Raw genomic sequence first — 19,883 nt, 5'->3', positions numbered from 1 at the left:
CAAGCGTACGGCCGTCGGCGCTGTCCGACCCTCCTCCGGTCCGCCACCCGACCCGCGCTACTCGAACCGGGAGACGTCCCCCGCGCCGCGGCGCAGAATCTCCGGCTCGGGCCCGGACAGGTCGATCACCGTCGTCGGCTCCTTGCCGCACTCGCCGGCGTCGAGCACCGCGTCGAGCTGGTGGTCGAGCCGTTCCTTGATCTCCCAGCCCTGGGTCATCGGCTCGTCCTCGCCGGGCAGCGCCAGGGTGCTCGACACCAGCGGCTCGCCCAACTCGGCCAGCAGCGCCTGGGTCACCGTGTGCCGGGGGACGCGCACACCGACCGTGCGCTTGCGCGGGTGCAGCATCCGGCGCGGCACCTCCTTGGTGGCCGGCAGGATGAACGTGTAGCTGCCCGGCGTGGACGCCTTCACCAGCCGGAACACCGCGTTGTTGATCTGCACGAACTGCCCGAGTTGCGCGAAGTCGCGACAGACCAGTGTGAAGTGGTGCCTGTCGTCGAGGTGGCGGATCTGGCGGATCCGGTCCAGGCCGTCCTGATTGCCCAACTGGATGCCGAGGGCGTAGCAGGAGTCCGTCGGGTACGCGACCAGCCCACCGCCGCGGATCAGGTCGGCGACCTGGCCGATGATCCGGGGCTGCGGGTTCTCCGGGTGCACGTCGTAGTACCTCGCCATGCGCAAGAGCCTAGGCGCTTGTCTGTCAGCATGTCCCGTCGCCGTCGTACCGAAAACCCAATGCCTTCCGGGAGTCGCTGTCCGCCTCGTACGCGTCGCCAAGGGCCAGATTGATCGCCAGCCGCTCGTCGAACTCATCCTTCTTGCCGATGCCGAACGCCCGATACAGCTGGATGCCGTCCGCGGGGCCGCTCCGGACCTCGATCCGCCCCCTCACCTCGACGAAGCTGGACGCGGTGACGGAGTCCTCGAAAACGTTGTTCGGACCGGCCACCACGGGCCTGTCCATGATGCTGGTCAACTCGTACGGAGCCGCGAGGAGTTGCTCCAGCCGGGCCTGGACGCGTCGCACCCCCGCAGCGTCGTCGGGCTCGAACACCCACACCCAGATCTCCCGGGGGTGCCCGTCCCAGCAGATGAGTTCGGGGCCGGAGAACTCGCCCTCGAGGTCGCACGTCAGCAGGGCGTTGGGGAAACGTCTCCGCAACTCCGCTAAACGGGTGGCGAGCCCGCCGCATATGCCGCATGTACCTTGATGTCCCATTCGGCCACGGCATCCTCCTCGTCACGGTTCGCCGAATGGTACGGATGGATCCGGGCGCAGCGACCCCTGCCCACCTGCCACCTGCACCGACCAGGGTGCTTTGCCATGCCGGCCGGGCGTCGTATCTCGGTGGATCATGATGGAATGTCTGCCGTCGGGGGCCTGATCCCCATCAACGGGCCGGTGGGTGGTCGATGAGTGACTTCGAGATCATGGTGGGCCGTCTGGAGGGCTCTCTCGACCTGCGGCGACTGCTGCAGGACGTGGAGGACGTCCTGGGTGTGCGCCTGTGGGAGCTGCCCGAAGGGAGTCGCCGGTTCCGGGGTGAGTTGGGTGATCACCGCATCTACGTGAACGACGAGTTCGCGGTGAACGGCATCGACAATCCCACCGAGCCGTTCAAGAGTCATCCGTACGAGGTCATCGTCGATGCGGTCGATGACGCGGACGGGAGGGCCATTGCCGTCCGTCTCTACGAGGCCATGGAGCGGTCTGGTCACTATCGGTTGGTCCTGCTCAAGGAGGGCCAGTTCCTCGACTCGACCCACTTTCCGGAAGCGGAGTGGTGAAGGGCCGGCGCGTCGCTCACCCGACGAGATGCGGGCCACGGCCGTCGGCGCGGACGGTGGAGCCGTCGAGATCACCTCGGTAGGGTAGGTCCCGGTCGGCTCCGACCAACAAGATCCACACCGCCGGGGGGCGCCAGGCATGGCCGATTCGTTCGCGCATCTGCACGTGCACACGGAATACTCGATGCTCGACGGAGCGGCCCGGCTGAAGGACCTGTTCGCCGAGGCCAACCGGCTGGGCATGCCGGCGGTGGCGATCACCGACCACGGCAACATGCACGGCGCGAACGACTTCTACAACCAGGCGATGGCCGCCGGGATCACCCCGATCCTGGGCGTCGAGGCGTACGTGGCGCCGGAGTCGCGCTACCACAAGGCGCGGGTCAAGTGGGGTCGGCCGGAGCAGAAGAGCGACGACATCTCCGGTAACGGCGCGATCACCCACAAGACCATGTGGGCGAAGAACGCGCAGGGTCTGAAGAACCTGTTCACGCTCAACTCGCGCGCGTCCATGGAGGGGCACTACGTCAAGTGGCCCCGGATGGACATGGAGCTGATCGCCGAGCACGCCGAGGGGATCATGGCGACCACCGGCTGCCCGTCGGGCGCGGTGCAGACCCGGCTGCGGCTGGGCCAGTTCGACGAGGCGCTCAAGGTCGCCGCGAGCTACCAGGACATCTTCGGCAAGGACAACTACTTCCTGGAGATCATGGATCACGGCCTCTCCATCGAGAGCCGGGTCCGTGAGGGGCTCACCGAGATCGCCCGCAAGCTGGACATTCCGCCGGTGGTCACCAACGACTCGCACTACACCCACGAGGCGCAGGCCACCGCCCACGACGTGCTGCTGTGCGTGCAGACCGGCAGCAACATCGACGACCCCAACCGGTTCCGCTTCGAGGGCGGCGGCTACTTCGTCAAGAGCGCCGACCAGATGCGCGCGGTCGACTCGTCCGAGCTGTGGCAGGAGGGCTGCCGCAACACCCTGCTGGTCGCCGAGAAGGTCGACCCGAAGGGCATGTTCGAGTTCCACAACCTGATGCCGCGCTTCCCGGTGCCCGACGGCGAGACCGAGGAGTCCTGGTTCCGCAAGGAGACCTTCGCCGGTCTGGCCCGCCGCTACCCGAACGGCATCCCCGAGGGGCATGTCGTCCAGGCCGAGTACGAGCTGGGCGTCATCAACCAGATGGGCTTCCCGTCCTACTTCCTCGTGGTCGCCGACTTCATCCAGTGGGCGAAGAACCAGGGCATCGCTGTGGGTCCGGGTCGTGGCTCGGCCGCCGGCTCGCTCGTCGCGTACGCGTTGGGCATCACCGACCTGGACCCGATCCAGCACGGCCTGATCTTCGAGCGGTTCCTCAACCCCGAGCGGGTCTCGATGCCTGATGTCGACATCGACTTCGACGAGCGTCGGCGCGGCGAGGTGATCAAGTACGTCACCGACAAGTGGGGTGAGGACAAGGTCGCCCAGATCGCGACCTTCGGCACGATCAAGGCGAAGGCCGCGATCAAGGACTCGGCCCGCGTGTTGGGCTTCCCGTACGCGGTCGGCGACCGGATCACCAAGGCGATGCCGCCGGCCGTGATGGGCAAGGACATCCCGCTCACCGGCATCTTCGACCCGAAGCATCCCCGCTACGCCGAGGCCGGCGAGATCCGCGGCCTGTACGACTCCGACCCGGACGTCCGCAAGGTGATCGACACGGCCAAGGGCATCGAGGGGCTGATCCGGCAGACAGGTGTGCACGCCGCGGGCGTCATCATGTCCGCCGAGCCGATCATCGAGCACATCCCGTTGATGCGCCGCGACGCCGACGGGGCGATCATCACGCAGTTCGACTACCCGACCTGCGAGTCGCTCGGGCTGCTGAAGATGGACTTCCTCGGCCTGCGCAACCTGACGATCATCGACGACGCGGTCAAGAACATCGAGCTGAACCACGGCCTCAAGCTCGACCTGCTGGGTCTGCCGCTCGACGACAAGGCCGCGTACGAGCTGCTGGCCCGCGGTGACACCCTGGGCGTGTTCCAGCTCGACGGCGGGCCGATGCGGTCGCTGCTGCGGTTGATGAAGCCGGACAACTTCGAGGACATCTCCGCCGTTCTGGCGCTGTACCGGCCCGGTCCGATGGGCGTCGACTCGCACACCAACTACGCGCTGCGCAAGAACGGCCTCCAGGAGATCACGCCGATCCACCCGGAGCTGGAGGAGCCGCTGCGGGAGATCCTGGCGCCCACCCACGGCCTGATCGTCTACCAGGAGCAGGTGCAGCGCGCCGCGCAGATCCTCGCCGGCTACACGCTGGGTCAGGCGGACCTGCTGCGCCGGGCGATGGGTAAGAAGAAGAAGGAGATCCTCGACAAGGAGTTCATCCCGTTCCGGGACGGCTGCCGCGAGCGCGGCTACTCCGACGAGGCGATCCAGGCCGTGTGGGACGTCCTGGTGCCGTTCGCCGGGTACGCCTTCAACAAGGCGCACTCCGCCGCGTACGGCCTGGTGTCCTACTGGACCGCGTACCTGAAGGCGCACTACCCGGCCGAGTACATGGCCGGGCTGCTCACGTCCGTCGGTGACGACAAGGACAAGATGGCGCTGTACCTGTCCGAGTGCCGCCGCATGCGCATCCAGGTGCTGCCGCCGGACGTCAACACGTCGGCCGGGCCGTTCACCCCGGTCGGCAAGGACATCCGCTTTGGCCTGGCCGCCGTCCGCAACGTCGGTGCGAACGTGGTCGCCTCGATCATGCGGTGCCGGGGGGAGAAGGGCGACTACGCCGACTTCTACGACTTCCTGTCCAAGGTGGACGCGGTGGTCTGCAACAAGAAGACAATCGAATCGCTGATCAAGGCCGGTGCGTTCGACTCGCTGAAGCACCCCCGCAAGGGTCTGCTCGCTGTGCACGCCGACGCCATCGACGCGTACGCCGATGTCAAGCGCAAGGAGGCGGTCGGCCAGTACGACCTCTTCGGGGCCGGCTTCGGTGACGCCGACACGGGCAGTACGACGGTGATGCCGGTCATCAGCGAGAGCGAGTGGGACAAGCGCGACAAGCTGGCCTTCGAGCGCGAGATGCTCGGCCTGTACGTCTCCGACCACCCGCTGTTCGGCCTGGAGCACATCCTCGGCGCGGCGGCCGACACCACAATCGCCTCCCTGGCCGAGGAGGGCGCGGTCCCGGACGGGGCTGTCGTCACCCTCGCCGGCATCCTCTCCGGCGTGCAGCGGCGGGTCACCAAGCAGGGGCGGGCGTGGGCCTCGGCCACCCTGGAGGACCTGGCCGGTGGGGTGGAGACGCTGTTCTTCCCCAACACCTACGAGGTCATCGGGCAGTACATCGCCGAGGACGCCATCGTCGTGGTCAAGGGCCGGGTGGACCGCCGCGACGACACCCCCCGGATCATGGCGATGGACATGTCCATGCCGGACGTCAGCACCAGCGCCACCAACAAGCCCGTCACCCTGACCATCCCGGTGCACAGGTGCACGCCGCCGCTCGTGGAGCGGCTCAAGGAGACCCTGGTGCTGCACCCCGGCGACACCGAGGTGCACGTCAAGCTGCTCAACGGCGGGCGTACCACCACCCTGCGGTTGGGCCCGTTTCGGGTGGCGGCGACGACCGCGCTGATGGGTGACCTCAAGAGCGTCCTCGGCCCGGCCAACGTGAGTTGACCGGTCCGCGGCCCGGCCGGCGTGCGTCGGCCGGGCCGCGACGCCGGCTCAGCCCCGGTCGGGGGCCGCGATCTCGCGCAGCTGGCCGTCGGCCAGCCGCAACCAGCGCTGCACGCCGATCTCGGCGAGGAACCGTTCGTCGTGGCTGACAACGACAAACGCCCCCTGGTACGCGGACAGCGCGCTCTCCAACTGGGCGACGCTCACCAGGTCCAGGTTGTTCGTCGGCTCGTCGAGCAGCAGCAGTTGCGGTGCCGGTTCGGCGCAGAGCACACAGGCGAGGGTGGCGCGCAGCCGCTCACCGCCGGAGAGCACCCCGACGGGCAGGTTCACCCGCGAGCCCCGGAACAGGAACCGGGCCAGCAGGTTCATCCGCCGCGCGTCCGGCAGGCTCGGCGCGTACGCGGCGAAGTTCTCCGCGACCGTGCGGTCGACGTCCAGCAGGTCCAGCCGCTGCGACAGGTACGCGATCCGCCCGTCGGCCCGTTTGATCTCGCCGCCGGCCGGTGCGAGATCGCCGTCGACGAGGCGCAGCAGGGTCGACTTGCCGACGCCGTTCGCCCCGGTGAGGGCGATCCGCTCCGGCCCCCGGATCACCAGGTCGGCGCCGTCGCCGCCGAACAACTCCCGGTCGTCGAAGCGGGCCCGCATCCCCTGGCCGGAGAACACCGTGCGCCCAGCGGGGACTGTCGTGTCCGGCAGGTCGACGGTGATCGTGTCCTCGTCGCGTACCGCCCGGCCGGCCTCGTCGAGCCGGGCCTTGGCCTCGCCGAGCCGGGCCGAGTGCGTCCCCTGCGCCTTACCCGCCGACTCCTGCGCGCTGCGCTTGAGCCCACCGGCCACGATCCGCGCCAGTCCGGCGTTCTTCAGGTTCTTGGAGGCATTGCTGGCCCGCCGGTCGGCCCGCTCCCGGGCCTGCTGCATCTCCCGCTTCTCCCGCTTGACCTCCTGCTCGGCGTTGCGCAGGTTGCTCTCGGCCACCTCCCGCGCCGCCTGCACCGCCTCGGTGTACGCGGTGAAGTTGCCCCCGTACCAGGTGATCTCGCCTCGTTCCAGTTCGGCGATGCGGTCCATCCGGTCCAGCAGCTCCCGATCGTGGCTGACCAGCAGCAGGCAGCCGGACCAGTCGGACAGCACGTCGTAGAGCTTGTGCCGGGCCTCCAGGTCCAGGTTGTTCGTCGGCTCGTCGAGCAGCAACACGTCCGGCCGGCGCAGCAGTTGCGCCGCCAGGCCGAGGGAGATCACCTGACCGCCGCTGAGGGTGTGCAGCCGCCGGTCGAGTGACAGCTCACCGAGGCCGAGGCGGTCCAGTTCGGCGCCGGTGCGCTCCTCGATGTCCCAGTCGTCGCCGATCGTGGCGAAGTGCGCCTCGCTGGCGTCGCCGGCCTCGATGGCGTGCAGCGCCGCGATCCGCTCGGCGACGCCGAGCACCTGGGCCACGGTCAGGTCGCCGACCAGTGGCAGCGTCTGGGGGAGGTAGCCGAGCAGGCCGTCGACGGTGACGCTGCCGCCGCTGGGCGTCAGCTCCCCGGCGATCAGCCGCAGAAGGGTGCTCTTGCCGGCGCCGTTGGGCGCGACCAGGCCGGTGCGACCGCCCGGGACGGTGAAGGACAGCTCCGAGAAGACCGGCGTGTCGTCCGGCCAGGAGAAGGACAGGTTCGAGCAGACGATGAACGCATCAGACATGCGAGTGACCTCAAAGGGTGGGGTGGGCGCGCACGAGCCGCCCGACGACCAGCGGGGACCGGTGGAACGACGACATGGCCACGGCGGCTGCGCGAACGCGCCGAGCCGTTGGCCGAACATGTCCGGTCTCACCCGGAGATGTCGTCGTCACCCGCCATGTCTGGTCTCCCTGGTCGTACCGCTAACCCAACTCCGCAGAGTCTAACAACGGATCTCCGCCCCGCCACCGGGTTCCGGTCTCCGTGCCGCTTCGCAGTATCAGGCAGCCGTACCCGGCGATGCGGAAGCTAGGACACGTCGAAGAGGCGTAGCCCGTCGTACTCGGCGAAATCGGCGAAATCTTTGCCGTTGAAGGTCGCCAGTGGCAGCCGGTCGACAAGGCAGCAAGCCGCGATCCAGGAGTCGTTGGTCGGTCGGGGGCGCCCACGGTGTTGAGCCCGCGCTTGAAGGCGCCCCCAAGTGACCGCCACCGCCTCGTCAAATGGAAGCAGCACGATCCCCGTGCGCCATTGTGCGAGGTCAGCCAGCTTGCGCGGCCCCCAGCTGCGCAGTGCCGTCCACTTGGTCAGCTCTCCGAGCGTCACGAAGGTGATACAGAGGGTCTTACCGGCAAGGCGGGCACTTAAACGACCAGGTAGTCGCCCCCGGAGGATTGCTGACGCGACGTCCGTGTCCAGAACGACAAGGCTCATGCGGCGCCGGCCCGCCGAGAGGTGTAGAGATCGGCGAGGAACTCGTCCAGTTCCTCGTCCGACTCGAACAGGCCCGGGCGGGCCAGGTCATCCACGGAGGCGACCGGCCGGATGCCCTGACGACGGGCCAACTCCTCGGCCGGCACGTGGGCGGCCGTCGGCCACTCGGGCATCCGTTCCGCATTGCTCGACGTCACGGCTCACCTCCTGCGTATCGGGTTGTCCTCGATTCTTCCACTTCCGACGTCAGTGGCGGCCCCTCGCGGCCGGTGTCGCGGCGAAGTTATTCTCGCTCACCGAGGCCGGTATTCGACCTCGGGGCGGCCGGGGGTGCCGTAGCGGGGGCTGCGGACCACGCGGTCGATGGCGACCAGGTATTCGAGGTAGCGCCGGGCGGTCACCCGGGAGATGCCGGTCGCCGCGCTCACCTCGGTCGCGGACAGTCCCGCCTGCGGGCCGGTCCCGTCGGCAAGCGCCGCGCGTACCCGATTGAGGGTCTGCGCGTCGAGGCCCTTGGGCAGGCTGTGCCCGGCGGTGCCGCGCAGGGTGGCGAACATCCGGTCCACGTCGTGCTGCGCCGTCACCTCGCCGTCGGCGAGCGCCTGCGCGCGGTAGTCGGCGTAGCGTTCCAGCTTGTCGCGGAACGCGGCGAACGTGAACGGTTTCAGCAGGTAGTGGGTCACGCCGAGGGACACGGCCGTCCGCACCACTGCGAGGTCCCGCGCGGAGGTCACCGCGAGCACGTCGACGCTGCTGCCGGCCGCGCGCAGCGCCCGGCAGACGTCCAGGCCGTGCAGGTCGGGCAGCCGAAAATCCAGGAGTACGAGGTCCACGTCGCCGCCGCCGCCCGCGCGCAGGGCCGCCATGGCCGCCCGCGCGGTGTGCGCCACCCCGACCACCACGAAACCGGGAACCCGTTCCGTGTACGCGGCGTGCGCCTCGGCCAGCAGCGGCTCGTCCTCGACGACAAGCACTCGGATGTCTGTCATCGCGGGGCACCGCCGACCGGCAGGCGGACCGTGAACAGGCTGCCGCCGTCGTCCGAGCGGCTCACGTCGTAGCGGCCACCGTGGCGGCGGACCACCTGCCCGATAAGCGCCAGACCGAGCCCTCGCCCGGTGTTCTTGGTGGACCAGCCGCGCCGGAACGCGTCCGCCACCCGGTCCGCGGCCAGGCCGGGCCCGCTGTCGGCGACCCGGACCACCAGTTCGTCGTCGACGGCGCCGACGAAGACCCGCACCGTGCGTGGCGGTGGCGTGCCGGCGACCGCCTCCAGGGCGTTGTCGATCAGGTTGCCGACGACTGTGAGCAGGTCGTTTGTCGGCAGAGGGCTGTCGTCCAGGCGGCAGTCCGGTTCGATGACCAGGTCCACGCCCCGCTCGCCGGCCTGGGCGGACTTGCCGAGCAGCAGCGCGGCCAGGGCCGGCTCGGTGACCGCGTCGACCACCCGGTCGGTCAGCTGCTGCGCGAGGGCCAGGTCGCGGGTGCCGAGCCGGACCGCCTCGTCGGCCCGGCCCAGCTCCACGAGCGTCAGGACGGTGTGCAGCCGGTTGGCCGACTCGTGAGTCTGCGCCTGCAACGCCTCGGTCAGCGCGCGGACCGAGTCCAGCTCGCTGGCCAGGGTGCGCAGCTCGGTCTGGTCGCGCAGGGTCAGCACCGTGCCCAGCGGCGCGCCCTCGAAGCGGGCGGTCCGTTGGTTGGCCACCAGCACCCGGTCACCGGCCAGCATGGGCTCGTCGAGGGCGTCGCGGCCGGATCCGAGCAGCTCGGCCACGGCGGGCGGCAGGTCGAGCCCGGCCGCCGGCTGGTCGGTGACCGGCTCGTCGGCGTCGAGGCCCAGCAACCGCCGGCCCTCGTCGTTGACAAGCGCCACCCGCCGATCGGTGGTCAGCACCACGAGACCCTCGCGCACCGAGTGCAGGACCGCGTCGTAGTACTCGTACATCCTGGTCATCTGCGCCGGCCCCAGGCCGTGGGTCTGGCGGCGCAGTCTGCGGCTGAGCAGCCACGACCCGGTCGCGGCGAGCACGAGCGCCGGCGCCGCGACGCCGAGCAGCACGGGAAGCTGGCGCAGCAGCTTGCGGTTGATGGCCCGGGTGGTGATGCCCACCGACACCAGGCCGACGATGCGCCGCTCTTCGTCGTACACGGGCACCACCGCACGCACCGACTCGCCGAGGGTTCCGACGTTGGTGGTGGTGAACGGTTGGCCCGCCAGGGCGGGCCCGATGTCGCCGACGAACGGCTTGCCGATGCGGTCCCGGGTCGGATGCGAGTAGCGGGTGCGGTCGGGGGCCATCACGACCACGAAGTCGGTGTCCGTGGCCCGCCAGGTCGATTCGGCGTACGGCTGGAGGATGCTGGCCGGGTCGGCGGTCGTGAGGGCCGCGCGGACGTCGGGGGAGCCGGCCACGGTCTGCGCGACCGCGAGCACCTTCTCCTGTGCGGCCTGGCGGGAGTCGACGCGGGCCAGCCAGACGGCGCCCGCCGCGCCGCCCAGTACGAGCAGCGTCACCACCACCGCCTGGAGGGCGAACAGCTGCCCCGCGATGCTCCACTGTCGTCGGGCCACCTCCAGCACCTCCTCGAGGTTTTCGCGGTGAACAGAATGACCGCAAGGATGTCAACGGGTGAGACGCGCTTCACATTGTCGACATGGACACCACCGCATCCACCACCACGGCGGAGCCGTCGGCCCGCCGGGACCGTACCCGTTACCTGTACCTGGCCGTCATCGTGGCCGTGCTCGCCGGCATCGTGGTCGGCCTGGTCGCGCCGGATTTCGGCAAGGAACTCAAGCCGATCGGCACGGGCTTCGTCAACCTGATCAAGATGATGATCAGCCCGGTCATCTTCTGCACGATCGTGCTGGGCGTCGGCTCCGTCCGGCAGGCCGCGAAGGTCGGCAAGGTCGGCGGCCTGGCGCTGGGCTACTTCCTGACCATGTCGACTGTCGCGCTCGCCATCGGCCTGGTCGTCGGCAACCTCATCCACCCCGGCTCCGGCCTGGACCTCGGCCAGGACCTCGCGGGCGCGGGCAAGGCCGCCGCCGGAGACGAGGCCGGCGGTACGACGGAGTTCCTGCTCGGGATCATCCCGACCACGCTCTTCTCCGCGCTGACCGAGGGGGAGGTGCTCCAGACGCTGCTGGTGGCGCTGCTCGTCGGCTTCGCCGTGCAGGCGCTGGGCCGGCGCGGTGAGCCCGTGCTCGGCGCGATAGCCGTCATCCAACGGGTCGTCTTCAAGGTGCTCGCCATGATCATGTGGCTGGCACCGGTCGGCGCGTTCGGGGCGATGGCCGCCGTCGTCGGCGCGACAGGCGTGGACGCCCTCAAGAGCCTCGCCCAGATCATGCTCGGCTTCTACGCCACCTGTCTGATCTTCGTGCTTGTCGTCCTGGGCGCGCTGCTGTGGTTCGTGGCCCGGATCTCGATCTTCTCGCTGCTGCGCTACCTGGGCCGGGAGTTCCTGCTGATCCTGTCGACCTCCTCGTCGGAGTCGGCGCTGCCCCGCCTGATCGCCAAGATGGAGCACTTCGGCGTGAGCAAGCCGGTCGTGGGCATCACGGTGCCGACCGGGTACTCGTTCAACCTGGACGGCACGGCGATCTACCTGACGATGGCGTCGCTGTTCATCGCCGACGCGCTTGGCAACCCGCTCTCCATCGGCGAGCAGATCTCGCTGCTGCTGTTCATGATCATCGCCTCGAAGGGCGCTGCGGGCGTCACCGGCGCCGGCATCGCGACCCTGGCCGGTGGGCTCCAGTCGCACCGACCCGACCTGGTCGACGGTGTCGGCCTGATCGTGGGCATCGACAGGTTCATGTCGGAGGCCCGCGCGCTCACCAACTTCGCCGGCAACGCCGTGGCGACGGTCCTGGTCGGCACCTGGACCGGCGAGTTCGACAGGAATCAGGCGGCCGGAGTGCTGCGCGGCGACGACCCGTTCGACGAGGCCACGATGCTGGACGACCACGACGAGGACGAGTCGGCGGCACGCCCCGACGAGGCGTCCGCGCGGGCCGGCGTCCCCGCCTGACCGTCCCGCCCGACCCGGTCACGGCGTTGATCGACACGGGTTCGGCCTTGATCGACACGGGTTCGGTGAAACCGGGCTATCCGAGCGCATCGGACCCCCCCGATTCGCTGATCTCGTGTCGATCACTGACGAGTTGACGCGCCTCAGCTCGCTGCCCCCAGGGCCGCCGCGCAGAACTCGGCGGGTGGCAGGTATTCGTGCGCGGCCACGTAGTGGAGCAGGAGTTGAGGCGCGGCGTACACGACGTCATCGCCCCGTACCTCGAATTCGGCGCTCTCGTGGGCGATCGCGCCCTGCCGGACGGCGTCTCCGGCGTCCTCGCCCAGGTCCCGGACGCAGATCTCGCAGTAGTGGTACCCGCGCGTCTGGCGGACCCGCACCGTGGCCAGTTCGGTCAGAGCCGGCAGCAACCCGTCCGGGACAGCGCCGGTCGGGAACGGATGCGCGGCGTCCAGCCAGCCGACGTTGAGCAGCGGCCATACGTACCATCCTCAGCGATGCGCCGCTTGCGCCTCCTGGTGCGGTGAGCGCAGCCGGCAGCCGGCGGTGACCGTGGGTCACCTCGGTGGGGGCGGATGCGGTCGTGAGCGGTATACCGCAGAGTCATATTCATACCTCTGCGGTATACCGCTCACCAGCACATCGACATGGCGGGCAGCCAAAGCGGATGGCGAGCGCCGGTCGCTGCGACCCGGGCAGCGGGCAGCTGGCAGCGCTTCACCGCCTGCCGGCTCACCCAGCCCCCTTGGCCAGGATCGGCGGCCCGCCGATGTGCGCCGCGGTCACCCGAGCGCCGCACCACGTCGGCGGGCGCCGAGTCACGATGCGACGCGGCACTCAGGATGGGGTTCGCACTTGACAGGCAATGTGTGAGCGTTAACATCGACAACCACCACTGTCTGTCGGGAGGTCCGATGACGCTCGTCCTCGCGCGTTCCACCGCACGGCGCATGGCCGGGTTCACGGCCCTGGTCGTGCTGCTCGCCGTCGGCCTCACCGTCATCGCCGGAAAGCCGGCCGCGGCGTGGGACAACGGCACGGCGAACACCCCGCCGATGGGGTGGAACAGCTACGACTCGTTCAACTGGCGCGTCACCGAGTCCGACGTGCGGGCCAACGCCGACTACATGCGCGACAACCTGCGCCAGCACGGCTGGGAGTACGTCGTCATCGACTGGGCCTGGTACTACCCGGGCCAGCACAACAACAGCCCCAACCAGGACGCCAACCTCAATCCCCGGCTGCGGATGGACGCCAACGGGCGGCTGCTGCCGGACACCACGCGGTTCCCGTCGGCGGCGGGCAGCAACGGGTTCAAGCCGCTCGCCGACTACGTGCACGACCAGGGGCTGAAGTTCGGCGTCCACCTGATGCGCGGCATCCCCCGGCAGGCGGTCGCGGACAATGTGCCGATCCTCGGCACCAACTGCCGGGCCAACCAGATCAACAACAGCACCACCGCGGCCTGGCTCAACCTGATGTGGGGCCTGAACATGTCAAACGCCTGCGCGCAGGCGTACCTGGACTCGGTCTTCCAGCTCCTGGCCAGTTGGGGTGTCGACTTCGTGAAGGTGGACGACATCGCGGCCCCGACGTACCGGCAGGCCGAGGTCGAGGGCTACCGGACGGCGATCCAGCACAGCGGTCGGCCGATGGTGCTGAGCCTCTCGCCCGGCGCGACACCGCTGGCCAGTGGCGCGCACGTGCGGGACAACGCGCACATGTGGCGGATCGTCAACGACCTGTGGGACAACTGGTCGTCGCTCGACGCGCTGTTCGACCAGTTGCGCAACTGGACGCCGTACCGGACGACTGGCGCCTGGCCCGACCCGGACATGATCCCGATCGGGCGGCTGTCGAAGTACGGGCCGGTCGGCTCACCCCGCTACTCCGGGCTCACCGCCGACGAGCAGCGCACACTCATGAGCCTGTGGGCGATCAACCGGGCGCCGCTGATGTGGGGCGGCAACCTGGTCGAGAACCGCGCCGCCGAGCTGGCGTTGATGACAAACGCGGCGGTGCTCGCCGTCGACCAGAACAGCGCCAACAACCGGCAGCTCGTCGGCGGCACCCGGCAGGTGTGGACCGCCGACGTCCCGGGCAGCGACCACCGGTACGTGGCGCTGTTCAACCGCGAGAGCGCGACCGCCAATGTCTCGCTGAACCTGGCTGACCTGGGCATCGGCTCGGCCACCGTCACCGACCTGTGGTCCGGTGCGAGTCTCGGCACCGTCACCGGCACGCTCACCCGTTCCCTCCCCGCCCACGGGAGCGGCCTGTACCGGGTGGCGCCGCTGACCACCGCCCCCACGCCCACCACCTACACGGTGGCCGCGCGGCACAGCGGCAAGCTCCTCGACGTCTCCAACGCGTCCACCTCCGACGGCGCGAACGTCGTGCAGTGGGGCGCGAACGGGCAGGCCAACCAGCGGTGGCGGTTCTCCGACGCCGGTGGTGGCTACTCCACCGTGACGAGCGTCAGCAGCGGCAGGTGTCTCGACGTGTTCGGCGGCGCGGGTGCCACCGCCGACGGTGTCCGGGTGATCCAGTGGGCCTGCAACGGCGGCACCAACCAGCAGTGGCGCGTCGAGGACCTCGGGACCGGGTACGTCCGGCTCGTCGCCCGCCACAGCGGCAAGTGCCTCGACGTGCAGAACGCCGCCACGGCGGACGGTGCCCAGGCCGTGCAGTGGACCTGCGGCACCGGCACCAGCCAGCAGTGGCGACGCACCACCGTGTAGCGCTCCGTCGGCCCCTCGGCGGTGATTCGGTCGCGAAACGCGCCGCCCCCGCGCGACCCCGAGAACAATTGTGGATCGGAAAGGGGTGCCGCGACGAACCGGGGGAGCAGGCGTGCTCGCAACAAGCCTCCTCGGTCGGCTGCGCCGCCGTGACCCGGGGGACGCCGTCCTGCGGCGCGCGGTGCGCCTGACGCTCGTCGCGTCAGTCGTCTTCTACGCCTGCCGTTACGGGGTGGGCAGTCAGGTGCTCGCCACGTACGGGCTGTTCGGCGCGATCGCCGCCGGGTCGTTCGCGCAGCTGCCCGGTCCGGCGCCGCAGCGGGCGCGGATCCTCGTCACGGCGCTGCCGGCCGTCTGGGCGCTGATCGCGGCCGGCACTCTGCTGGCGTGGAGCACGTGGGCGGCGGCCGGCGGAATGCTCGTCATCGGGTTCGTCGTGTCGTTCGCGGGGGTCGGCAACCCGCGCCTGGTGGGTCTGGCCAGCGCGTTTCAGCTCTTCTACATCCTGGCGTCCTTTCCGCCGTACCAACCGGGCACCCTGCCGCAGCGCCTCGGCGGGGTCACGCTCGCGGTCCTGCTGCTCGCCGCGGCCGAGGTGCTGCTCTGGCCCGATCCGGTGCCGGTCACCTTCCGGCAGCTGCTCACCCGGGCGGCCGACGGCGTCGGGGCGTTCCTGAACGACGCCGCCGACGCGCTTACCGACCCGCACGCCGGTCACGGTGGTCGGGACAGCCGGCGCGCCCAGGCGTACGACCTGGTGGCCCCGCTCGGTCTCGGCCGCAACCCGCCGGAGCGGGCACCGACCGCGGCGGGCGCCCAGGACCGGGCGCTGCGGATCTGCGCGGCGACGCTGCGGGAGGTGCTCGCCGAGGCGGATCGGCTCGCGACCGACGCCCCGCCGGAGCCGATCCCGGACCTGGCGGCGGCGCGGCTGCTGCGCGCCTGCGCGGACACGACCCGGGCCGCCGGCCGGAGCCTGTCACCCGGCGTGCCACCTGTCGACCTGGGGAGCCTGGACGCCGCGATCCGCACGGCCGAGGCCGCGTACCCGGTGGAACGGAGTGGCGGCGCGCCGGACGTACCCCGGATGTGCCGGGACGCGACCGCGCTGGCCCTCGCCGACCAGGTGCGGGTCTTCGCCGTCGGCGCCCGGGTCGCCGCTCGGGCACGGCCCTCCGGGGGCGACGCCTACCCCAGACTCTTCGAGTACGCGCGACACAGCCCGTGGACGCTGTACTGGCGGCAGTTCCGCTCCCACCTGGCCCCGCGCTCCGCCCACCTGCACAGCGCGCTGCGACTGGCCGTGGCGCTGTCGGTCGCCCGGGTGGCCGCCGGGGTGTTGCAGCTCCACCACGGCTTCTGGGTGCTCCTGGCGACCCTCACCGTCCTGCGGACCTCGGCCGCCGACACCCGCACCGCGTTGCGGCCCGCCGTGCTCGGCACCATCGCGGGCGTCGTCGTCAGTGGCCTGCTGGTGGTTCTCATCCAGGAGCCCATCGTGTACGCCGTCGTCCTGCCGGTCACGCTGCTGCTCGCGTTCGGTGTCGGTCGGCTGCTGGGCCCGGTGTGGCAGCAGGCACTGTTCACCCTCCTGCTGACTGTCGTCTTCAGTCAGCTCAGCCCCGAGGGTTGGCGGCTCGCCGAGGCGCGTCTCGTCGACGTCGGCCTCGGCGCGGTGATCGGTGTGCTCGCCGGCGTCGCGATGTGGCCGCGCGGCGCGAGCCACGACCTGCGCCACAACGCCGCCCGCTACCTCACGGCCAGCGGGGACGCGGTCGCGCAGACCGTGGAGGCGGTGCTCGGCGACGCGCCGCCGCCCGAGGGCGACCTCGACCGCGTCCGCCGGCGCATGGTCCTTGTCGACTCGTCCTACTGCCAGTACCACTCCGAGCGCCACGACCCCCGACGTGGGCGCGTTGACTGGGACGCCGCCCTGGGCGCCGGGCAGCACGTGGTGCCCGGCGCCGAGTCGCTGCTGCGCCGCAACCCGCCCGGCTGCCTCACCGGCTGGCCGGCGGCGGCGGTCCTGCTCCGGGACGCGGCCGGGCAACTGCGCACGGCGTACGACGACCTGGCCGGCGAGGTGGCACACGGTCGGGCCTCGGGGCCGGTGCCCACCCCGGCCGACTGTGTCGACGAGGTGGACCGGGTCCGGCCGCTGCTCGGCACCGTCGACACCGCGGCGGTGCGACACCTGGTGGAGGTCGACAGGTGGCTCGCCGGCCTCGCCGACAGCCTCACCCGGATCCACCCGCCGCCGCGCTAGCGGGCTGGCGCCGTTGATGTCGCTTCCGGGCCGGAGGCGGCGGGCCCGAGGCGGCGCGCAGGCCGCCGGTCGCCGATTGGCCGTGCCCGGTGGCGGCCAGCCCGCCTAGCGTCGACGGCATGGAGATCGAGCAGGCACAGCAGTTGTGGAAGCCGGAGCCCGGCTGGTTGAACACGGCCTCCTACGGATTGCCGCCCGAGCCGGCGTGGACGGCGTTGCAGGAGGCCCTGGCCGACTGGCGGGTCGGCAGCACGTCGTGGGAGGGCTGGGGTGACTCGGTGAATCGCTCTCGTACCGCCTTCGCCGGCCTGATCGGCGTGCCGGCTGCTGACGTGGCCGTCGGCGCGACCGTCTCGCAGATGCTGGCGCCGGTGGCGGCGTCCCTGCCGGCGGGCACCACAGTGGTGGTTCCGGAGATCGAGTTCACCTCGAACCTGTTCCCCTGGCTGGTCCAGGAGGAGCGCGGCGTCAGGGTCCGCACGGTGCCGGCGGACCGGCTGGCCGACGCGATCGACGCCGACGCCGACCTCGTCGCGTTCAGCCTGGTGCAGTCGTCCGACGGCTCCGTCGCCGCGTACGACGAGATCGTGGCCGCGGCCCGCGCGCACGACGCGCTGGTGGTGGTGGACGCCACCCAGGCGTGCGGGTGGCTGCCCTTCGACGGAAGCAGCGCCGACGTGGTGACCGTCGGGGGCTACAAGTGGCTGATGAATCCGCGCGGCACCGCGTACACCTATCTGGCCCCGGCGCTGCGCGACCGACTGCGCCCGGACGCCGCCGGGTGGTACGCGGGCCGCGACCCGCACGCCTCCTACTACGGCCCGCCGCTGCGGCTGGCCGACGACGCCCGTCGGTTCGACATCTCGCCGGCGTGGTTCAGCTGGGTCGGCGCGGCGCCGGCCATGGAGTTGGTCGCGCAGATCGGGGTGCCGGCGATCCGGGAGCACGACGTGGCGCTCGCCAACCGGTTCCTGGCCGGTCTGGGTCGACCGCCGGGGGACAGCGCCATCGTCAGCGTCGACGTGCCCGATGCGGAGCAGCGTCTCGCGGCGGCCGGCATCCGCGCGGCGGTACGCGCCGGACGGGTCCGCGCCTCGTTCCACCTCTACTCCACCAAAGCCGACGTGGACGCCGCGCTGAACGCGTTGACCGGCTGACCCCGGTGCGGAGGACGGCCGAGCACGGCCCGGCCGCCCTCCGTGCCGTCAGGAGCAGCGGTCGAAGGTCGCAGCGGTATAGGAGAGCGGCTGCCACTCCAGATTGATGCCGATGCTCATGTCCCACTTGCCGTCCGCGAGCCGCCCGAAATCGATGAAGTTGCTGCCCAGCCCGTCGTAGTAGAACCAACCCTCGTACGTGGTGAGGCGGGTCGCCGCCCTGGCGAAGGTCCGAGGGCCGACGACGCCGTCGCCCACGAGGCCCCGATCGGTCTGCCACCGCTTGGTCGCGGCCGTCGTCACCGACCCGAACCGGCAGTCGACGCCGGAGGCGGCGAGGTAGCCGTCGGCCACCAGGATCTTCTGCCACATGGCGACGACGTTGTTGTACGAGCGGGTCGACGCGGAGATCGGGCCCTCGTCGCCCCAGTCGTCCGTCCAGGTCCCCGACCCCGTGACGTAGCCCTGGCTGACGTTGGCCGACGCCGGCGCGGCCGGGATCGCGATGGCGCCGATCGTGGCGGCGGCCATCGCCGTCGCAACGGCCTTGATTCGTAGGTGCATGAGCATCCCCCTTTGGCTGACGAGTAGCTGTCACAGGGGTAGATGCTCGGCGGATCCACCTGGTTCACGACTGACGGATATCAGTGTCAGGCCAGGTGGCCGCCGATCTTCGTGTAGCCGCGCAGCAGGTCCCGGGAGATGATCAGCCGCTGCATCTCGTCGGTGCCCTCGAAGATGCGGTAGAGCCGGACCTGCCGGTACCAGCGCTCGATGGGCAGCTCCCGGGTGTAGCCCATGCCGCCGTGGATCTGGAGCACCCGGTCGACCACCCGGTTGACCATCCCGGCGCCGTAGAGCTTGCCCATCGACGAGGCGTGCCGGGGGTCCAGGCCCTGATCGACGGTCCACGCCGAGCGCAGCACCAGCCAGCGGGCCGCCTCCAGCTCGGTCTCCGAGTCGGCGATCATCCACTGGATGGCCTGGTTGGAGCCGATCTTCGCGCCGAACGTCTCGCGGGTGTTGGCGTAGTCGATGGCCATCTGCAGGACCCGCTCGGCGATGCCGATGGCGTGCGACGGGATGGTGTAGCGGCCCTTGCCGATCCACTCCATGCCCAACGTGAAGCCCTGCCCGATCTCGCCGAGGATGTTGCGGTGCGGCACGCGTACGCCGTCGAAGATCAGCGACGCGGGCCCGCCCTCGCCCATGGTCTGGATGAACTCGGAGCGCCAGCCCATCGTCCGGTCCACCAGGAATGCGGTCGCGCCGCCGTTGCGGGCGCCCTTCTCCCGGTCGGTCACCGCCACCACGATGGCGAAGTCGGCGTCGTGGCCGCCGGTGATGAACGTCTTCTCGCCGTCGAGGATCCAGTCGTCGCCGTCGCGGCGCGCGGACAGCCGGATGTTGGCCGCGTCCGAGCCGGCGCCCGGCTCGGTGATCGCGAAACAGGACCGCCGCTCGCCCTCGATCGTCGGGATGAGGAACTCCTGCTTCTGCTCCTCGGTGGCGTGGAACAGGATGTTGTCCGCCTCGCCACCGAAGCGGAACGGCACGAACGTGTGGCCCAGCTCCGTCCAGATCAACGACTGGAGTACGGCAGGCAGGTTCATCCCGCCGTACTCCTCGGGGGTCGCCAGGCCCCAGAAGCCGAACTTGCGCGCCTTGAGTTGCAGTTCGCGCACCTCCGAGTGGTCCAGGCCCGGCTGGTGCGCGCGCTCCCGGCGCAGCACCTCCGCCTCCAGGGGCATCACCTCGCGGCGGATGAACGACCGGACGGTGTCCCGCACCGCCCGCTCCTCGTCGGTGAGCGAAAAGTCCACGGTGGTCCTCCTGGCGTCG

General features: G+C 70.5%; 16 protein-coding genes. 6 read left to right on the top strand and 10 right to left on the bottom strand.

The window, feature by feature from the left end; all coding sequences use genetic code 11:
- Positions 1-57: 57 nt before the first annotated feature.
- The gene (locus ACLQ26_RS04850) at positions 58-678 is read right to left on the bottom strand and encodes an L-threonylcarbamoyladenylate synthase (RefSeq protein ID WP_425743273.1); all 621 of its coding nucleotides are present in this window, start codon (positions 676-678) and stop codon (positions 58-60) included.
- A gap of 25 nt (positions 679-703) precedes the next feature.
- The gene (locus tag ACLQ26_RS04845) at positions 704-1,165 is read right to left on the bottom strand and encodes a hypothetical protein (RefSeq protein WP_425743272.1); all 462 of its coding nucleotides are present in this window, start codon (positions 1,163-1,165) and stop codon (positions 704-706) included.
- Between the two features lie 251 nt (positions 1,166-1,416).
- Here ACLQ26_RS04845 and ACLQ26_RS04840 point away from each other — a divergent pair, with 251 nt between their 5' ends.
- Positions 1,417-1,791 (top strand): hypothetical protein, encoded by a 375-nt coding sequence (locus tag ACLQ26_RS04840; protein ID WP_425743271.1) that lies wholly within the window; start codon positions 1,417-1,419, stop codon positions 1,789-1,791.
- 139 nt (positions 1,792-1,930) lie between these two features.
- Entirely contained in the window at positions 1,931-5,461 is a 3,531-nt protein-coding gene (gene dnaE / locus ACLQ26_RS04835; RefSeq protein WP_425743270.1) for a DNA polymerase III subunit alpha, read from the top strand.
- Positions 5,462-5,509: 48 nt separating this feature from the next.
- Here the strand turns inward: dnaE and abc-f are convergent, their stop codons facing one another.
- The 5 genes from abc-f to ACLQ26_RS04810 form a co-directional block, all read right to left on the bottom strand.
- A complete protein-coding gene (gene abc-f, locus ACLQ26_RS04830; protein ID WP_425743269.1) occupies positions 5,510-7,147 on the bottom strand; it encodes a ribosomal protection-like ABC-F family protein in 1,638 nt (545 codons plus the stop codon).
- A 287-nt stretch (positions 7,148-7,434) separates the two neighbouring features.
- Positions 7,435-7,839: a type II toxin-antitoxin system VapC family toxin gene (locus ACLQ26_RS04825; RefSeq protein WP_425743268.1), complete on the bottom strand. Its 405-nt coding sequence runs from the start codon at positions 7,837-7,839 to the stop codon at positions 7,435-7,437.
- Complete coding sequence (locus ACLQ26_RS04820) at positions 7,836-8,036, bottom strand: hypothetical protein (RefSeq protein WP_358104891.1); 201 nt, start codon at positions 8,034-8,036, stop codon at positions 7,836-7,838. Before ACLQ26_RS04820 ends, ACLQ26_RS04825 begins: the two co-directional genes overlap by 4 nt.
- A gap of 96 nt (positions 8,037-8,132) precedes the next feature.
- Positions 8,133-8,828, bottom strand: a complete 696-nt coding sequence (locus tag ACLQ26_RS04815; RefSeq protein WP_425743267.1) for a response regulator — start codon at positions 8,826-8,828, stop codon at positions 8,133-8,135.
- Positions 8,825-10,411, bottom strand: coding sequence for an ATP-binding protein (locus ACLQ26_RS04810; protein ID WP_425743266.1), 1,587 nt, complete (start codon positions 10,409-10,411; stop codon positions 8,825-8,827). The genes ACLQ26_RS04815 and ACLQ26_RS04810 overlap by 4 nt, the downstream gene beginning before the upstream one ends.
- An 83-nt stretch (positions 10,412-10,494) precedes the next feature.
- Here ACLQ26_RS04810 and ACLQ26_RS04805 point away from each other — a divergent pair, with 83 nt between their 5' ends.
- The gene (locus ACLQ26_RS04805) at positions 10,495-11,877 is read left to right on the top strand and encodes a cation:dicarboxylate symporter family transporter (protein ID WP_425743265.1); all 1,383 of its coding nucleotides are present in this window, start codon (positions 10,495-10,497) and stop codon (positions 11,875-11,877) included.
- Between the two features lie 143 nt (positions 11,878-12,020).
- On the opposite strand, the gene ACLQ26_RS04800 is transcribed toward ACLQ26_RS04805, so the two are convergent.
- Entirely contained in the window at positions 12,021-12,287 is a 267-nt protein-coding gene (locus ACLQ26_RS04800) for a hypothetical protein (RefSeq protein ID WP_425743264.1), read from the bottom strand.
- Positions 12,288-12,791: 504 nt separating this feature from the next.
- On the opposite strand from ACLQ26_RS04800, the gene ACLQ26_RS04795 reads away from it, so the two are divergent.
- The 3 genes from ACLQ26_RS04795 (at position 12,792) to ACLQ26_RS04785 (ending at position 18,041) form a co-directional block, all read left to right on the top strand.
- A complete protein-coding gene (locus ACLQ26_RS04795; RefSeq protein ID WP_425743263.1) occupies positions 12,792-14,618 on the top strand; it encodes an alpha-galactosidase in 1,827 nt (608 codons plus the stop codon).
- Positions 14,619-14,730: 112 nt separating this feature from the next.
- On the top strand, positions 14,731-16,884 hold the full coding sequence (locus ACLQ26_RS04790; RefSeq protein WP_425743262.1) for an FUSC family protein: 2,154 nt from the start codon (positions 14,731-14,733) through the stop codon (positions 16,882-16,884).
- A gap of 119 nt (positions 16,885-17,003) precedes the next feature.
- Positions 17,004-18,041 (top strand): aminotransferase class V-fold PLP-dependent enzyme, encoded by a 1,038-nt coding sequence (locus tag ACLQ26_RS04785; protein ID WP_425743261.1) that lies wholly within the window; start codon positions 17,004-17,006, stop codon positions 18,039-18,041.
- Positions 18,042-18,089: 48 nt separating this feature from the next.
- On the opposite strand, the gene ACLQ26_RS04780 is transcribed toward ACLQ26_RS04785, so the two are convergent.
- Positions 18,090-18,605: a peptidoglycan-binding domain-containing protein gene (locus tag ACLQ26_RS04780; RefSeq protein ID WP_425743260.1), complete on the bottom strand. Its 516-nt coding sequence runs from the start codon at positions 18,603-18,605 to the stop codon at positions 18,090-18,092.
- An 86-nt stretch (positions 18,606-18,691) separates the two neighbouring features.
- Positions 18,692-19,864 (bottom strand): acyl-CoA dehydrogenase family protein, encoded by a 1,173-nt coding sequence (locus ACLQ26_RS04775; protein WP_425743259.1) that lies wholly within the window; start codon positions 19,862-19,864, stop codon positions 18,692-18,694.
- Positions 19,865-19,883 lie beyond the last annotated feature (19 nt).

The organism is Micromonospora sp. DT43 (assembly GCF_049841645.1).
GTDB lineage: Bacteria > Actinomycetota > Actinomycetes > Mycobacteriales > Micromonosporaceae > Micromonospora.
The sequence above is the reverse complement of the archived record's forward strand: the minus strand, read 5'-3'. Positions and strand labels throughout refer to the sequence as shown.

Coding starts and splice junctions, on each gene's coding strand:
- dnaE (WP_425743270.1), top strand. CDS start 1,931: ATGGCCGATTCGTTCGCGCATCTGCACGTGCACACGGAATACTCGATG.
- ACLQ26_RS04850 (WP_425743273.1), bottom strand. CDS start 678: ATGGCGAGGTACTACGACGTGCACCCGGAGAACCCGCAGCCCCGGATC.
- ACLQ26_RS04825 (WP_425743268.1), bottom strand. CDS start 7,839: ATGAGCCTTGTCGTTCTGGACACGGACGTCGCGTCAGCAATCCTCCGG.
- ACLQ26_RS04815 (WP_425743267.1), bottom strand. CDS start 8,828: ATGACAGACATCCGAGTGCTTGTCGTCGAGGACGAGCCGCTGCTGGCC.
- abc-f (WP_425743269.1), bottom strand. CDS start 7,147: ATGTCTGATGCGTTCATCGTCTGCTCGAACCTGTCCTTCTCCTGGCCG.
- ACLQ26_RS04785 (WP_425743261.1), top strand. CDS start 17,004: ATGGAGATCGAGCAGGCACAGCAGTTGTGGAAGCCGGAGCCCGGCTGG.
- ACLQ26_RS04780 (WP_425743260.1), bottom strand. CDS start 18,605: ATGCACCTACGAATCAAGGCCGTTGCGACGGCGATGGCCGCCGCCACG.
- ACLQ26_RS04805 (WP_425743265.1), top strand. CDS start 10,495: ATGGACACCACCGCATCCACCACCACGGCGGAGCCGTCGGCCCGCCGG.
- ACLQ26_RS04840 (WP_425743271.1), top strand. CDS start 1,417: ATGAGTGACTTCGAGATCATGGTGGGCCGTCTGGAGGGCTCTCTCGAC.
- ACLQ26_RS04795 (WP_425743263.1), top strand. CDS start 12,792: ATGACGCTCGTCCTCGCGCGTTCCACCGCACGGCGCATGGCCGGGTTC.